Raw genomic sequence first — 15,379 nt, forward strand, 5'->3', positions numbered from 1 at the left:
ATCGAAGATGGGGAGGGGGACCATCCAAAGGATGGTGGAGGGGAAATGCGCAACGCAGCATCAATAAGCATTCCGATGCACCAGCACATTCAGCGTCCCGAACAGGATGGCGATATCCCGCATCAGGCTCCACCCATGCAGATATTCCAGATCGGCCTCCACGCGGTTTAGGATATCCCGCCGCGTCTCCGTCGCGCCACGGAACCCGCGGATCTGCGCCAGCCCGGTAATCCCCGGCTTCAACGCATGGCGGTGCCAATATTGCCGGTCGACCTGCCAGAAAAGCTGCTCCTCCGCCGTCGACCCCAGCGCATGGGGACGCGGCCCGACCAGGCTCATCTCGCCCAGCAGGACGTTGATCAACTGCGGCAGTTCATCGATGCTGGTCTTGCGGATGAAGGCGCCGACCCGCGTGATCCGGTTGTCGTCCCGCTGCGTGGAGGTGGCCCCCGCGGCATCGCATTGCTCCACCTTCATGCTGCGGAATTTCAGGATATGGAACAGCATGTTGCCGCGCCCGATCCGTTCCTGCCTGAAGAAAACCGGCCCCGGCGAGTCCAGCTTGATCAGCACCGCCACGACCGCCATCAGCGGAGCCAGCACGATCAGCACCGGCACGGTCAGCGCGATGTCCAGCAACCGCTTCTTCGCCCGGTTGGCCAGGTTCAGCGGTCCCCGCGACACCACCAGGGTCGGCGTCCCGCGATAGGCCTGCACGGCAAGAGGCGCCATCGGGTCCAGTTCCGGCACAATGATCTCACCCAATATATTGCCGCCTTTCAGCATCTGCGCCCAGTCGGCCTTGCGATCGGCGGGGCAGGAGATGACGGCACGGTCATAATCGCGCAGCAGCGTCCCCAGCCGGTGCAGCATATAGGGATCGTCCAAATCGGCCCGCAACCCGATGGCCCCGGCATCCACGATCACCATGCCGCTGACGTCGCCGGGAATGACGCCGTCATCGATGATCAGCAATTGGGCGAACAACCCATCGGGAAAGTTGCGGCGAACCGTCTGCACGATCATCAACCGTTGCAGGACGATCAAAGTCCCGCTGCACAAGATACCGCCAGAAATTCCCAGCCGCGACAATTGCCCCGTCGCCTTCAGCGAGAAGAGGACGAGCAGGAAGATCAGCAAAGTTCCAGCGAACGCCATCGTCGCGCTGCGGCAGGACTGGGTCATGCGCGTCAGGCAATGGGGATTATAGGCCTGATTATGAAAGGCCAGGACGGCATAGACGATCATGCCGCCCATCAGCGCCTGCCACTGCCCGTCCGACAGCCATGGCAAACCGGCCGCCCGCAATCCGAAGGCAAAGCCCGTGGCAAGCGCGACCATATCGGCGACCAGCAACAGCAGACACAGCCATAGCCGCGCGTTGCGTTGCCCGGCGGCCGTGGCGGGCTGGCGACTGGGGACACCTTCGATCGCCAGATCAATTTTCGACATCTGCAACCCTTTTTATGTCTTGACGTCAAACTGGGCACCGCCACCAGGCAGTGTGTCAACCATCAGACATCCGCAGTATTTTGATTATGTTGCATGGCAACAGGACATAAATGCAAAAGGCTGACAATCGGGCCTGGGGTATGCGGACCCGCTTTTCCGACGATCCGTTCGTCCTGAAGGACGTTCCGCCCCAGATTTGAGACGACCTGAAAAGCCGCCCCGCCGCATCCGCAGCATGGCCGCTCCCCGACCGACCCTATCCGTCCCGAATCATGAACCCGATCAGCGGATTATCCACCAGCCCAGCAAGCAGAGCGTCAGCAGAAGAGCGAGCGGCCCCGCCCAGCGCGAGAGCCGCTGGATCGCTGCCTCTGCTTCATCATGGGGAAAACGCCACCGGGACGGCGCATCCTGCGCCTTCCCCTGTTCCGGACGAACCAGATCGTGGTGGGGCACGGAAGGGGCCGCTTTCGAAGCGCCGCCCTTGTCTTGCGGCTGGGGAGAAAGGTCGATCATCTGCTCAGCCCCACTCGTCGCAATGCGATCCGTCGACAGAATAGCCCGACCGGCCGAAAAGGAAAGCCATTTCGGGCCATTCCGCCACGACAAAAGCATCCGGCCCGGATCATTCCAACAGGCTTGGATGAAATGCGCGGCATGCTATCCTGCCGATCATGAAACAGGATCGACAGATGGACCCGATCGACCGGAAGATCGTCGCGGCCTTGCAGGAGGATGCGACGCTCAGCCATGCCGATCTGGCCGAACGGGTGGGGGCCTCCAGCGCCTCCTGCTGGCGCCGGATCAAGGCGCTGGAGGCCGCGCGCATCCTTGCGGGCACGGTCCGGCTGGTCGACCCGGAAAAGGTGGGGCGCGGCGTCAACGTCCTCTGCAACATCCGCATGCGCAGCCACGCGCAGGAGGCCCGCCGCGCCTTCGAACAATTTGTCGACGGCAGGCCGGAAATCGTGGAATGCTTCTCCATGTCCGGCGAGTGGGATTATCTGATGCGCGTCGTGGTGGCGGATGTCGCGGATTATAACCGCTTCTTGATGATGACCCTGCTGGGCCATCCCTCGGTCGCGGGCGCCGCCTCCCACTTCGCCCTGTCCATGACGAAATTCACCACCGCGCTCCCGGTCTGACTTGGAAGGGGGCAGCCAAAAGCCGGTGGTGGGCGCGCGCTCAAAGGGCACGGCAACGCTGACGCCTAAACCCGTAAGCTATCATGTGGAAGATTATATGGTGGACGCACTAGGGCTCGAACCTAGGACCCGCTGATTAAGAGTTTTGGAATCACGTTCTTGTGCTAGATTGCGCTAGGTTGTTCTAGCCACAATAACATTGATAATTCAGTATGTTATTCGCTTGCGTGATTGTGGGTGATTGCCGTAACTTGCGCTTCATTGCTATAAATACGCTAGATTTTAGCGGCTAGAGAGCGTTATGGCGAAGATCACTAAGACCTTTGTGGACAAGGTCGCAGCGCCCGCCGAGGGCTACGAGATGCACTGGGATGACAGCGTGAAGGGCTACGGCCTCCGCGTCTCCGCACAGGGCAAGAAGGTGTTCATGGTGATGGGGCGGGTGCTGGGCAAATCCATCCAGTTCACCCTTGGCCCCTATGGCACGCTTACCGAGGCCAAGGCGCGGGAGCGGGCGCAGAAGGTGTTGCAGGACATGCGCGAAGGGATCGATCCCCGCGCTGTGGTCAAAGCGGACGCCGCCGCCAAGGTGAGCCTGCAAGACGTGCTTGAGGCATATGTCGGCAGGGTTGGCAAAATGAAGGACAGCACGGCGCGCGAGTATCGCCGCCATGTGGAAAAGACCTTCGCCAAGTGGGCACCGCTCCCCATCGCCAGCATCACCCGCGACATGGTGAAAGAGCGTCACGCCGCGCTGGTGAAGGGCGGTCTTGAGGGCAAGAAGGCAGCGCCCGCCAGCGCCAATGCGGCATTCGTCACGCTGCGCATCCTGATCCGTTTTGCGATGGACGAATACCGGCAGGCTGACGGTTCCCCGCTTATCCGCGACAATCCGGTGGACGCACTCAAGCACCATTGGGCCAAGCTGGGCACCCGCACCGAGCGCTATATCGACCGCCGCAAGATCGGTGAGGTTTGGAACAAGCTGCAAGAAATGCGCGGCGAAGTGCAGGGTTATGAAGCACTTGCCTCGGTGGACCTGACTATCTTCGCGCTGCTGACCGGAGCGCGCCGTGACGAGATGGCGGCCCTGACATGGGACCGCGTGCATATCGATGACCACAACCCGTCCGAGTGCTGGTGGCATCTGGACGACCGCAAGCGCGGCGATCCGATTTGGCTTCCGCTCAGCAGTCAGGCCGTGGCGCTGCTCAAGTCGCGCCCCCGCCTCAAGCTGGCGGATGGCACCGAAAGCCCGTTCGTGTTCCCATCGTGGGGCAAGACCGGGCGCATTATGGATGCCCGCGCTCCGATGGTGGCAATTGGCGAGATAGCGGGCAAGCACCTGTCGCTCCACGACCTGCGGCGGTCGTTCACAAACTACGCCATGCGCGAATGCCTCATTGAGAAGTTCCGCACCGACCTGCTGACTGGCCACAAGCCCAGCAGCGACGATGTTACCGCTCGCGCTTATCTCGACCTGGCGCACCTCGATTGGCTCCAGCCAGATGTGCAGAAGGTCGGCGATTGGATCGAGCAGCAGGCCGCTATCGCTGCCAGCAAGAACGTGGTGCCGCTGCACCGCACCGCGTGATGCTCGCGCTGGGCACCGTGCGCCGGGGTAGCAGGGGCGGCAGCAGCGCGCAGCAGGGTTAGGGCGGCAGGGTGGCGATCGCCCCTGTGCAGGCCCCGTAGCGAAGGTCGGCCAGCGACCCCAAAATCGCACCATTCCGGCAAAATCGGTCGATCAGGCCATCCCTCTCAAAATCGCCCGACCCCGGCTTGAAGATCAAAAATTCTCGGAAGATTTAGCCTCGACTCCGCCGACCGAATCAGCATATCAGGATGTCGCACATCGTAGCTTTCGACCGCATAATGCCGGTCGTCCGTGCGAGGCGGGAGTGCTAATCCGTCTCGTGCATATCTCGCTCACAGCGATTGATGTGTCACCAGCAAATAAGTTGGAGACACGATGTGATTTATACCGAGGATTTGCGCGCTATTGAGGCCTTCAACGACGAGCAGTTGAGGGCAATTTTTGACGCCTCCTACAGAGAAGTGTTTCGCCATCTTAGTGGTGATGGCGTTGTTTCCGCCGATATTATCATCAATGCCGTTGAGTCTCACACAATTTCTTTGTTGAGAGAGATGGCAATTGATGCGGTTGAAGGTTTGACTGCGTAATTTTATCAAACACTAGCGTAGTTATTTAATGTATAGCTACGTTACCGGCCCGCTTTATCAAGTATAGGGCGGGCCGGTCCCGTTGCTAAGCTGGGTTTCGCTCGCACCACATTCTGCGGGAGTCCCCTGCAATGAGTGAAATGTCCTTCGAGCAGCTTTGCGAGTTGTTCGCCTACACCCCGAAGCGCCGCCCCCTGTCGGGCGATGAGGTTGCCGAAATTCTCGGCGTCCATCCGAACACCATGAACCAATATCGCTTCCGTGGCGAAGGGCCGCGCTATTTCAGCCCGCCCGGAACGCGCCGCGTTTGGTATGCGGAACTTGATGTTCTGCGCTGGCTCGCTTCCGGCGCTCGTCACAGCACGAGCGAAGCCGCCTAATCCCCCTCACGAATAGAGGCAGGGCGCGAACCCTGCCTCTGGAGTATCGATGTGAACAGCAGCATTGTAACCGGCCTCGCGGAGAGGTCGCAATACCCGGCGCATTTTTGGCAATTTTCAACGCCGCGTAAAAATCGGCCCGATGTAAATGGCGACGGGCAGGATTTTACCCATACCCCCACCGGCAGGGAGGCGCGTCATGGTTGAACAGACCCCTCCATGGGAACCGGGCTGCCCACCGCAGACACCGGATGGGAAAACGGATTGGGACGCTATCGGTGTCCATTCGAACAGCAATGCCAATGTGGACTTCCGCACCTTTGAACAGAAGCGCGAGGACTCAGAGCGTCTGGCGAAGATCATGGAGGATACGCGGCGCGCTGAGGAAGCCAAGCTGGAGGCGGCGAAGCTGAAAGCTGGCGTTGCTATTCCGCCCCCGATGGCACCGATGGACGCAATCACAATGGAGGTCGCAATGAGCAGCGATACCGCCACCGTTTCCCTGCAATACCTCGTTGACCCATTCTTGCCGAGCAGGTGCGTCGTTGGCTTCTTCGGGCGTGGAAGCACTGCCAAATCATCCCTTGTGGCCACATTGGGCGCGCAAGTCAGCGGGGAGGCATCAACCCTCTGGATTAGCGTTGAGGAACCGAACGACTGGATCAGGGTGCGCCACATGAAGATTGGTGGCGATGAGGGCACCCTGTTTGTCGTCACCGCCGTTGCGAACAAGTCCGACACGCAGGGCCGCGTCACCGGGTCCAACTTCGACGTGTATGAGCATTTGGAAACAGCGATCCAGAAAGCGAAGCGCGGTGCCGACACCATGTACATCCCGCCGCGCCCGCTCAAGCTGGTCGTGCTGGATACGGCTGTCGGACTGACCGGCTGGCGAAAGGGGGAAAGCCCAAACGACGATGCCTCGGTGAAGAAGCTGCTCGCCTATCTGCAAGCGCTGGCGGAACGGTATGACGTCACCATTGCCATCATCGGTCACTCGAACAAGGGGAAGCACGAATACTTCGCTGACACCGTGGCGGGTGCGTCCGCATGGACCAATTCACCGCGCTTGTCGTTCGTCCATGCCCGCGACATTCGGGAGGAACATGCCAACGTGATGCGGGTAGCCAAGACGAACCTGACCACACGCTTCACGACGCTCTACAGCACCGAGCCGGTCCATACGCTGCATCAACGGAAGGAAGGTGCTGACTCGGTGCTGGTCCGCGTCAACATTGGGCTGACGTTTTGGGGCGAGGACGAGTCTATGGAGGTGTTTGAGGACGCGACCCGCAAGCCGCAGGAAGGCGACGGTGAAGGTGGCGCGAGCAAGAAGGAGAGCCTCGTCGAAAAGGTGATGGGCGTGCTGGTGGAAGCCGTTTACCGGACAGGCCAGCCCGTTACCCGTGAGCAGGTCCACAACCTCTTTGGCAGGGAAATCAGTCGCCGCGAATGGGCGAAGGTGGACGACCGGCTGAAGCTGATGCAGTTCCAATACCGCGTCGTTATTGAGACTGGCGCGCAGAATAAGGCGCTCTATGTGAAGCAGAATTAGGAGAAGCTGTTACATTCGCCCCTATGACCACAGCATGTAACAACGGTAACAACGGTAACGGTTGTTTGATAATTAGATGCTTTTTAAGCACTTGTTGTTACCGATGTTACCGTTGTTACCTTCATTGTCTCTAAGGGGTGTGGTAACAGATCAATAGTTCGTCAGCGGGGTGAAGCCAAAGCGGTCGCCAATGGCGTGGTAACAGCGATCCACTGCCTCAACGATGTCAGTCAAAACCTTGTCCAGTTCCTTGTCGTAAAGTGCCATGTCCATATCGCCCGCATGGACGAAAGCGTTTCGCCCCTCCACAAGAGCCTCAATCTGGTCATAGAGTGTGACTTTTCGACGCTTGTATGGCTTGCGCATCGCGGCTGCTAAGTCGAGGCGGTTGTCGAGCAGGCGAAAGTTCTCGCCGATGATGCTAGGACGCTGGAAGGAAAAACATTCCGATATAGTTTGCTCGACTGGCTTTCTGTTGATTGCGATTTGCTCAAGCTGCGTGTGGCTAAGCCGAGCCTTCTTTAGCACTTGTTCGCGTCTGTCGGCGTATTTGAGAACGGCTGCAAACGTAGATCGAAAATATTCCTCCCAGACCGCGACGATAAACGGAATGAGAAGGTTGTTGGAGAGCAGGCGCGGATTCATTTCGTCCATGAAATGGAACCCGGTAGGTTCCTCCCGCGCCATATTGCCCTCTAACTTTCTCGCCCAAAGGTAGATTTGCGATTTTATCAATGCGTTCTTGAATCGCCATCGAGCGATGTAGCATCCTGACACCAACGGTGATGGTGGCGGCTCGTCTGGATGCCAATAGCGGTTGCGGCCCGCATCCGTCTCAAAGTGGCCTCCGAACAAGTCTCGTAGCAGCCTGATTGTCTTATTCTGATGAAGCAAGTCCCAGTGACTACGAGCAACTGTCGATCTAGTATCTATCGCTATGCTGCCGTTTTCATTGTAGACTTGGAGTTCTACGCCGACCCACGAGCGATAATCATTGTCGTCATACCAATGATATGAACCGACCATGTTGGGCACGCGCAGGCTTTCCCGATAACGGCGGTATCCCAACAGGTCGATAACCTCTACGACTCTTTTCAGACTCGTTCCGCTGGGCAGTTCGTTGCGCGATGTATAGCTCATGGGGGCATTGCTATACGCTGAGCGTATGCGCTGTCACCACATCCAGCGAGCAGCGCCGCTACAGGGGCACCCCATGCGCGCCGCGCCCCAGCGTGCCCCACAGCGGCCCGCGCCAGTGTGGTCATCGCCCCAAAAGTGCCGACCCACAAATATGCTATATGGTGTTCACGGCGCGCAGAACTGAACTAAGTCATTGTTTTAACAAATAAAATACTTGCGGACCTTCGCACGGCCTCCCTAGCTTATAGCCAATGTCTAGCCGCATCCGACATTGGAGTTCGATAAATGGCCGATGAAATTGACACCCGCGTCACCCCGTCTTTTCATCCAGAGACGGTGCAGGCGATTGCGGAATACGACGACGACACTTCAAGCATTCTTGCCGGGACTGTTTCCGCGTTTACCGAGGCATATATTGCGGTCGGGCGCGTCCACGACGCCAGCGCGGCGTCCAAAACGAACCCGGCATGGAACGAAGCTGCCGCGCTCATCCACACGGCGGACTTTGCCGACAAGCTGACCATCCAGCTCGCCAAGCGGTTCGACAGCGCCACCGCTGGACTGACCCGCGTGATTGAAGGGCTTGAGAGCGAACTGTCCCAGCCCATCGAGGGGCAGGGGGTTGGCGCGATGGCGGGCGAGATTCGGGCGTTCGTGCGCGGCATGAGCGATGGTGAGCGCATGGGGTTCATCCGCAAGGCGATTGAGGCTGGCGACACCCGAACGGTAGGCGCGTGCCTTGGCGGTCCTGCCTACCTGTCCGGTCTGACCCCGGAAATGCAGACGGCGCTTCTCCGCGTGCATCACGAGAAGGCGAATCCCCGTGCCGCCAAGCAACTGCGGGCGGCGAAGGCGGGTCTCGAACTGATCGGCGAGCGCGGCGGCCTCGTCTTTGGCGAGATGGAGAAGGCGATCGGGGCGAAGCAAGCAAAAGTGCAGAAACTTCGTGCAGCAAAGGCGGCGGCTGAAAAGTCGTTCGTCGTCTGATCCTTGTTCTAAACAATCCGAGGCATCCGATGACCGAACAGATTGCACCGCCTTGGGGAACGGACTGGAAGCCCACCCCTCCGCCTATCCCGACCGAGCCGCGTGGCCCCGGCAACCCTGCATGGCGGGATGCCGATGGCAACGGGGTCAGCGGCAACCCTCGTGGCAGACCGCCAGGGCGACCGGATCGGCGTTTGCTGGCCACACAGCAAATGCTCGACGAAATGCGGAACATTGTCGCGGTGCTGGTCGGGAAGGCGCTTGAGGGCGACACGAACGCTTGCGCGATTGTGATGCAGAAGGTGCTGCCGTCGGTAAAGGCTCAGGCTGAAAAGGTGCAGTTCGACCTCGATACCAGCGCGCCGATCAGCGAACAGGTGAGCGCCGTCCTCGATGGTGTAGCACAGGGGCAGCTTGCGCCGGATGTGGCGCGTCTCATCATCGACAGCATCAAATCGCTCGCGGACGTTCGCGCCACCGAGGAGCTTGAGGCGAGGATCGCCGCTCTTGAGGAGGCTCGCGATGCCCGAGCGTAAAACCGAATTATTTGCACATTTTTTGCGAACGGGCCGGATGCGACCCGGCAAGCTGAAAATCCACTCCTAGGGGCACCGGCATGGCAATCATCCAAACCGAACGGAACCGCGTCCACGCCCATGCTGTTGGCGATGACGATGTGTTCGTGCGTATCTCGCTGTTGGGATACGACGAAGCGGGAGCGCGGGTAGTGCGCCACCTGCGCTACGAACCCATCACCGAATATCAGGCAGCGGTGGATTGGGCGGTCAGCATGGCGGACGTCATGGCGCACCCCATCCATGTCGTTCCGCTCAATGGCGATGACATGCGTGAGCCGAGCCGCTTCCTGCCCATCTGTGAAGCTGTCGCCCGCATGACCGATCAGGAACGCGGGGAAATGCGGCGGGGCATCGTTCAGAGCATGTGCGAGGTGATGCGCGATTGCGATGACTGGCGGGTCCGCGCCGACGCCTACGACATTCTGCGCCAATTGAAGGTGACATATGAAAGCTGACATTTCGCTGGCGGAGCGCCGCCGTATTGAACGGGAGCAGCAGGCGGAGATTCGCGCCATGCTGGCACCGCGCCACTTCGCTACCATGCGGGACCAGATGGCAATCGACGCTGCGCTGGCACGATTGGAGCTTGAAGCGCTCATTGACGCTGCACCTGCCATCTATGCCGCGATGGGGCGCACGGCGGTTCCCATGCCTGCACCTGTGGTCATGCCCGAACCTGAACCCCTCGCGCCACCCGTTCAGGTGCCGGTCGCGGTTCGCCCCGGTGCGCCAGACATGCCCTTTGACCTTCGCTACCATCTCGGACTGCGATAACCACAATGGCAGGCATCCGCGCCCTTCAACGCCGCATCAAGCGGATAGAGGAAGCGGAGAAGCCGAGACCATCCCCGTTCACGCTCCTGTTCGGTTCGTTTGACGCATGGGTTGAGCGGGAGGTGCTGCCGGGCATCGAAAGCGGCGCGCTTGCTGCTGACGATATGATCGCCGTGGTTGCTGCCCTGCGGGCATGGGAGCGCGACGGGACATGGAGCGGCGCATATGCACGCTGACGGTGAACCCGCGTGGCTGGTAGCATGGCGCGAGCGCGACCATCAGCCGCAACCTCCCAAGCAACCCAAGCCGCGCAGGCCCGCACCGCCGCGTGACGCTCCATATACCCCGCTCCGCATGAAGGGGCAGGCAGCCGCTATCGGTATCATCGAGCCGGACGCTTGGCCGTTCGACGGGTGCGTGCGCCGGGAGCCGGTGACGGACATGGACATTCCGGGCCGTGTGGTCAGGAGGGTAGGCTGGCACCGCTGCCTCAAGTGCCGTCGCCCATTTTTCTCAGAGGACGTGCTGCGCCTGCGACTGTGCAGCGGCACGGAGGGGTGCAGGGGAGACGAGGACCGATTTACGAGATGAGTTAGCGCGGGGGTCCATCTTGCTCACCGCGCCGGGGTTAAGGACACCGACCCCCGAGCCATAACATCGGGTCCAGCAGCGGGGACGGGTCTCCTCCCGCTTGACGCTGCCAGCACCCTGCGCCTTCGGGCGTGGGGTGCTGCTATGAACAGCTAGAGCGGCTAGAAATACGCTAGAGCGCTTACGAGCGCGGCCCGCGCTGTCACGCTAGACCTTCGCTAAGTGCTTGGTTTTGTTGGTGAAAAGTGGTGGACGCACTAGGGCTCGAACCTAGGACCCGCTGATTAAGAGTCAGCTGCTCTACCAACTGAGCTATGCGTCCACGCCCGCTTTCGGCTTGTGCCTCTGTCGCAGGAAAAGTGGTGGACGCACTAGGGCTCGAACCTAGGACCCGCTGATTAAGAGAAATTGGATTCAACGTCTCACCGCGAAATTTCATAGTACATCGCGTCACCATGTTACAGGAAATTCCCTTATGTTTCCTTGTATTAATGGTAAAATTGCGTCATCCTCCCGAACATGGAGGTGTGTGGCATCCCTTCCAATTTGTAGCGCAATTTGTAGCGCAAAATCGAGGCTGACATGGCAACGAAGAAATTTTCTGATCCTTGGATTCGCGGCCTGAAGGCCGCCCCAGAAGGGGGACGGGACGAGTGGCACGACGAGGCCGAAACAGGACTATTAGTTACGATCAATCCCAAGCGTCGGGTGACATTCTGGCTCTATGCGCGATACCCGAAAGGAGATGGGACGTGCGGAGCTCCTAGTCGCAGAGTGCTAGGAGATTTTTGTCCTGCGGACGCCAAGGATCGCATCTACATTGTCAAGAAGGGTGTGCCCGCCCTTGCCTTGGACGAAGCGCGGCAGAAGGCCCGAGAATGGAAGGCCGCGATTGCGGATGGCATTGACCCTAGTCGACCTGCTCAGCCGGTAGATGAAGAGCCGCAGGCGGTATTGGAGACGATTGCGACGGTTTTTGTCGAGTTTTTCAAGCGCCATGTTATGAAAGAGGGTCAGAAGGACGGCCGTGGTAGACCTCTGGCTCCGCTGCGTTCTGCAAAGGAGATCAAGCGGATTTTCGATCACTATATCTTGGAAGACCTAACCGGCAATGAGCGGTGGCGAAATCGTCCGATCGCTTCAATCACGCGCCGCGATGTAACCGAGTTACTCGATACAATTCAGGATAACAATGGAGCTACTCAAGCGGATGCCGTGCTCGCACAGCTCAGCTCCATGTTCAACTGGTACGCGGCGCGGGGAGACGATTTCGTGTCTCCAATTGTGCGGGGAATGAAGCGAACTAAATCTTCCGAGCGCAAACGCAAGCGTATTCTGAGTGACGAGGAAATCCGCATATTCTGGCAGGCTTGCGGGACGCAGGAGGTATTCGGTGTTTTCTGCCAGCTATTGTTGCTGACTCTTCAGAGGCGCGAAAAACTGCGGTTGATGCACCGGGACTATGTTACGTCCGATGGACTGTGGACGATCCCGACGGAAGATCGAGAGAAGGGTAATGCCGAGTATGTTCGGCTATCTCCCATGGCGATGCAGATCGTTAAGAAGCAGCCTACGACGCCGACCCGACCATTTGTTTTCCAGGGACGCTTGGCTGGTCCGATCAACGGCTTCACTGACGCCAAGGCGGAACTGGATGCCAAGATGGAGGAAATCGCCGGTCACCCTATCCCACACTGGGTCCTGCACGATCTGCGCCGGACCGGAAAGACGCTGATGATACGAGCAGGCGTCTCGCCGCATGTCTCTGAGCGAGTGCTTGGGCATGTCATTCCAGGCGTAGAAGGTGTCTATGATCAGCACGACTACCTCGCTGAAAAGACGGAAGCCCTTCGTCAGCTTGCGTCATTGGTGGCGCGGATACTCAATCCGAAGGACAACGTCGTTCCGATGAAGGCTCGCAGCCGGTCTCGATCGAACAGTCAAATGGAGCAAAAGGCAGAAGCAGAAAGAACTGCTATAAACTAGCTTTACCTACGGATGTGGAACTGGGCCTTCGGGGTAAAGCAGGGGAAGCAAGCCCTTGATTTGCGGTATGCCAATTGCCCCTGATTACCCTTCGTTTCCCTAAATGTGCCACGGAAATGCTGCTGGGCGGGCTCACGCTTCTCGTCCGTCGGGCACAGGACCGCGCGCTAGTTTGTCGACTTTGGCTTTCCGTTGGCGCGGTTCAGCTCGATGAGAAGCCAATCCCGAAACTTGCCCATATAGCCGCCTGCATCGGCAGCGATCTGCGCCAGCAGTTCATCGCTCAACTCATCTTGTTTGAGATCGAGATCACGCAGCGCACGTTTCACCATGTGGCTTTGGAAAACGAAAATCGCATTGCGCAAATATCCACGCACGATTTTTTCGATCTTTCTATCATCTCCTTTGGCGGCATGGATGAGCTTTTCTATGGCCAGAACGGTGGGATCGGGCTCAGCCATCGTCTGACGCATTTCCGGTGTAAGCTGCATCTCCTCGTCGTGCATGGATCAGTCCGGCTCTATTGCTTAAGGCATAACGACATGGTCGCATGGGCGACGCAGGCGGGCAAGGCATCAGTTGCGATGCTTTGCCAAGAAAACCAGCCGCATACGATTGGGCATCCCGCCATAGAGAAGGCGACGCGGCTGCCGGACGGGTATTGCCATGGTTTTGCGGTGTAGCGCGAGATGTTCTCCTGCATCGTTAAAGGGGCAGAGGACGTAGGAATATTCGTTTATGTTAACCAATTCGGCACCGAAATTCCCCTCCGAAAGGCACCTTGCCGGACGGATGAATTCGAGCATCATGCTCATTGGACTATTTTGTTCAGAATAGCCGGGGGGCAACCAGACGTTGGGGCATCGGCACGGTTCGCCCGATGCACCCGAATGGGATGGAGAGCGAATGCCCATGCGACAGGAAGCCCGAATTGAACCCATGCTGGACGACACAGGCCGTCCGGCTGTTTTTGCACCTCTTTGCAGGTCGATCATCAGCGCAAGAGCGGAGTCGGCCACCATGTTCGGCTCTTTATGCTCCGATCCAGGATGCGAAATGCTGCTCGATCTTTACTGGCGCGACAGCCAGGGATTGAAGACTTCTCTCACCAGCTTCTGCCTCGCGTCGAAAGCGTCGGAGATGACCGGTCGGCGATGCCTTGCCGAGATGGAGGCGCAACGCATCGTCGAGCGCTTCCCTGATCCCTTCGACAAACGCCGCATATATGTTCGGCTGACGGCGACTGGGCGGGATAAGATGGATGCCTGCTTCCAGACCTTGCTGTCCGGATATGCGCAAACCTGTCACGACTGCGCCCGCAAATGCGGAGACGCTCCAGACGGGGCCCGGCAGGAAGTCCCGTTCTGCATCGCGATTGACGGTGTCCGCCAGTTTCGGCGTTAGAAGCTCGGAGCCGATATCGGTAGTCGATCAATAGGCCGACGTAGCGTTCAGTGCTATGCCGGTGAAACGGGCACGCGCTACCCGTTGATACGACCTGCGATCATACTGACAGCGGGCGTCGGCCGCGGCCTGAAGAGAAGGAGGAGTGGGGCGAGGGAGTTTTCCCTATGCTGGAGTTCCTCCCATGGCCCTGTCGCGCACGAGCGCCGATCCGCGCCTGCATGCCGCTGCCGCCAATATCGTCAAATCACTCGGTGGAACATGGAAGCCATCGGGCGCGATGTGCCGTTGCCCTGCGCACGACGACCATCGCCCCAGCCTGTCGGTCCGGGTCGGCGAGCATAGCATATTGTTCAAGTGCTTTGCCGGCTGTTCCACGATTGATGTCATCCGCGCGCTGCGCAGCGACAGGCGGCCTATCCCGACGGCCGACGCTGAAGCGGAATTCGCACGCGCGGATGGCAGCGAGCGACGGTTGGCCGGCCGGATCCGTTCGCTCTGGAAGGAAGCGCGTGCCGTTACCGATACGCCGGCGGGCGTCTATATGGCGACGCGTGGTTTCAACGAGCCGCATCCGGCGCTGCGCTACCATGATCATGTGCCGCTCGGCCGGGGCGCCGACGTCCGTTTCCGTCCGGCGCTGCTCGCCGCCGTTGAAGCCGACACCGGCGTCATAGCACTCGAACGGCTGTTCCTCGACCCCCGGACCGGATTGCCGGCCACTGATCTCGATCCGCCCAAACTGATGCTGGGTCGCCCGCACGGTGGCACCGTCCGTTTCGGGGCCGCCACCGATGTGCTGGGGCTGGCCGAGGGCTGGGAGACCGCCTGGTCCGCTCATTTGCTGCTCGGCATCCCCGTCTGGGCCGCGCTTGGTGCTGACCGCTTCCCCCTGGTCACTGTGCCTGAGCGGGTTGAACGCCTCTTCCTCCTTCACGACAACGACCTTTCCGGTCGGCGCGGCGCGGCACGGGCGAAACAGGCGCATGCGCGAGACGGCCGGTCGATCGAGCCGCTGCCTCCACCGCCGGGCTTCAATGACTGGAACGACCTCTACCGGGCGAGGGGAAGGGGGAGGGGGAGGGAGATGGTTGCGGAATGCAGGCTGATGATCGGCCGCGTCCCGCACATTCCGACACGCGCAGCGGCATGGGCGTCCAGCCAACCCTGAACGCGAGCCTGCTACAATCCACACAGGAGACG

18 protein-coding genes and 1 tRNA gene are annotated in these 15,379 nt (G+C 59.6%); 13 read left to right on the forward strand and 6 right to left on the reverse strand.

The window, feature by feature from the left end; all coding sequences use genetic code 11:
- Nucleotides 1–60: 60 nt before the first annotated feature.
- A complete protein-coding gene (locus tag BV95_RS24480; RefSeq protein ID WP_037446346.1) occupies nucleotides 61–1,452 on the reverse strand; it encodes a sugar transferase in 1,392 nt (463 codons plus the stop codon).
- A gap of 282 nt (nucleotides 1,453–1,734) precedes the next feature.
- Complete coding sequence (locus tag BV95_RS00590; protein ID WP_037446455.1) at nucleotides 1,735–1,968, reverse strand: hypothetical protein; 234 nt, start codon at nucleotides 1,966–1,968, stop codon at nucleotides 1,735–1,737.
- A 158-nt stretch (nucleotides 1,969–2,126) separates the two neighbouring features.
- Between BV95_RS00590 and BV95_RS00595 the strand changes: the two genes are divergently transcribed.
- The 5 genes from BV95_RS00595 (at nucleotide 2,127) to BV95_RS00615 (ending at nucleotide 6,716) form a co-directional block, all read left to right on the forward strand.
- A complete protein-coding gene (locus BV95_RS00595; RefSeq protein ID WP_037446349.1) occupies nucleotides 2,127–2,597 on the forward strand; it encodes an Lrp/AsnC family transcriptional regulator in 471 nt (156 codons plus the stop codon).
- Between the two features lie 301 nt (nucleotides 2,598–2,898).
- Nucleotides 2,899–4,191 (forward strand): tyrosine-type recombinase/integrase, encoded by a 1,293-nt coding sequence (locus tag BV95_RS00600; protein WP_037446354.1) that lies wholly within the window; start codon nucleotides 2,899–2,901, stop codon nucleotides 4,189–4,191.
- Between the two features lie 380 nt (nucleotides 4,192–4,571).
- Nucleotides 4,572–4,781 carry a hypothetical protein gene (locus BV95_RS00605; protein ID WP_037446357.1) on the forward strand — a complete coding sequence of 70 codons (210 nt, stop codon included), beginning with the start codon at nucleotides 4,572–4,574 and terminating at the stop codon, nucleotides 4,779–4,781.
- 131 nt (nucleotides 4,782–4,912) lie between these two features.
- The gene (locus tag BV95_RS00610) at nucleotides 4,913–5,161 is read left to right on the forward strand and encodes a helix-turn-helix transcriptional regulator (RefSeq protein WP_156028523.1); all 249 of its coding nucleotides are present in this window, start codon (nucleotides 4,913–4,915) and stop codon (nucleotides 5,159–5,161) included.
- Between the two features lie 199 nt (nucleotides 5,162–5,360).
- The gene (locus BV95_RS00615; RefSeq protein WP_037446362.1) at nucleotides 5,361–6,716 is read left to right on the forward strand and encodes an AAA family ATPase; all 1,356 of its coding nucleotides are present in this window, start codon (nucleotides 5,361–5,363) and stop codon (nucleotides 6,714–6,716) included.
- A gap of 150 nt (nucleotides 6,717–6,866) precedes the next feature.
- On the opposite strand, the gene BV95_RS23350 is transcribed toward BV95_RS00615, so the two are convergent.
- Nucleotides 6,867–7,856, reverse strand: a complete 990-nt coding sequence (locus BV95_RS23350) for a hypothetical protein (RefSeq protein ID WP_156028525.1) — start codon at nucleotides 7,854–7,856, stop codon at nucleotides 6,867–6,869.
- A gap of 285 nt (nucleotides 7,857–8,141) precedes the next feature.
- On the opposite strand from BV95_RS23350, the gene BV95_RS00625 reads away from it, so the two are divergent.
- The 5 genes from BV95_RS00625 to BV95_RS00645 all read left to right on the forward strand — a co-directional run bounded on the left by BV95_RS00625 (nucleotide 8,142) and on the right by BV95_RS00645 (nucleotide 10,431).
- The gene (locus BV95_RS00625; RefSeq protein ID WP_037446364.1) at nucleotides 8,142–8,843 is read left to right on the forward strand and encodes a hypothetical protein; all 702 of its coding nucleotides are present in this window, start codon (nucleotides 8,142–8,144) and stop codon (nucleotides 8,841–8,843) included.
- Between the two features lie 212 nt (nucleotides 8,844–9,055).
- Nucleotides 9,056–9,379 (forward strand): hypothetical protein, encoded by a 324-nt coding sequence (locus BV95_RS24975; RefSeq protein ID WP_051749584.1) that lies wholly within the window; start codon nucleotides 9,056–9,058, stop codon nucleotides 9,377–9,379.
- An 80-nt stretch (nucleotides 9,380–9,459) separates the two neighbouring features.
- On the forward strand, nucleotides 9,460–9,876 hold the full coding sequence (locus BV95_RS00635; protein ID WP_037446367.1) for a hypothetical protein: 417 nt from the start codon (nucleotides 9,460–9,462) through the stop codon (nucleotides 9,874–9,876).
- The gene (locus BV95_RS00640; RefSeq protein WP_037446370.1) at nucleotides 9,866–10,195 is read left to right on the forward strand and encodes a hypothetical protein; all 330 of its coding nucleotides are present in this window, start codon (nucleotides 9,866–9,868) and stop codon (nucleotides 10,193–10,195) included. Before BV95_RS00635 ends, BV95_RS00640 begins: the two co-directional genes overlap by 11 nt.
- 5 nt (nucleotides 10,196–10,200) lie before the next feature.
- Nucleotides 10,201–10,431 (forward strand): hypothetical protein, encoded by a 231-nt coding sequence (locus tag BV95_RS00645; protein ID WP_037446374.1) that lies wholly within the window; start codon nucleotides 10,201–10,203, stop codon nucleotides 10,429–10,431.
- Nucleotides 10,432–11,032: 601 nt separating this feature from the next.
- Here BV95_RS00645 and BV95_RS00655 read toward each other — a convergent pair.
- Nucleotides 11,033–11,108: transfer RNA gene (locus tag BV95_RS00655), tRNA-Lys, on the reverse strand.
- A 260-nt stretch (nucleotides 11,109–11,368) separates the two neighbouring features.
- Between BV95_RS00655 and BV95_RS00660 the strand changes: the two genes are divergently transcribed.
- Nucleotides 11,369–12,772 carry a tyrosine-type recombinase/integrase gene (locus BV95_RS00660; RefSeq protein WP_013846918.1) on the forward strand — a complete coding sequence of 468 codons (1,404 nt, stop codon included), beginning with the start codon at nucleotides 11,369–11,371 and terminating at the stop codon, nucleotides 12,770–12,772.
- A gap of 167 nt (nucleotides 12,773–12,939) precedes the next feature.
- Here BV95_RS00660 and BV95_RS00665 read toward each other — a convergent pair whose 3' ends face one another.
- Together BV95_RS00665 and BV95_RS23355 are read right to left on the reverse strand one after the other, a co-directional pair.
- Entirely contained in the window at nucleotides 12,940–13,278 is a 339-nt protein-coding gene (locus tag BV95_RS00665; protein WP_013846917.1) for a hypothetical protein, read from the reverse strand.
- A gap of 69 nt (nucleotides 13,279–13,347) precedes the next feature.
- On the reverse strand, nucleotides 13,348–13,794 hold the full coding sequence (locus BV95_RS23355) for a hypothetical protein (protein ID WP_126516758.1): 447 nt from the start codon (nucleotides 13,792–13,794) through the stop codon (nucleotides 13,348–13,350).
- A 34-nt stretch (nucleotides 13,795–13,828) separates the two neighbouring features.
- Here BV95_RS23355 and BV95_RS22570 point away from each other — a divergent pair, with 34 nt between their 5' ends.
- Nucleotides 13,829–14,176: a helix-turn-helix domain-containing protein gene (locus BV95_RS22570; RefSeq protein ID WP_030540648.1), complete on the forward strand. Its 348-nt coding sequence runs from the start codon at nucleotides 13,829–13,831 to the stop codon at nucleotides 14,174–14,176.
- Nucleotides 14,177–14,360: 184 nt separating this feature from the next.
- Nucleotides 14,361–15,347, forward strand: a complete 987-nt coding sequence (locus tag BV95_RS00675; RefSeq protein ID WP_013846915.1) for a DUF7146 domain-containing protein — start codon at nucleotides 14,361–14,363, stop codon at nucleotides 15,345–15,347.
- The last annotated feature ends 32 nt before the right edge of the window (nucleotides 15,348–15,379 follow it).

Origin of the sequence: Sphingobium chlorophenolicum (assembly GCF_000722875.1) — a bacterium.
Lineage (GTDB): Bacteria > Pseudomonadota > Alphaproteobacteria > Sphingomonadales > Sphingomonadaceae > Sphingobium > Sphingobium chlorophenolicum.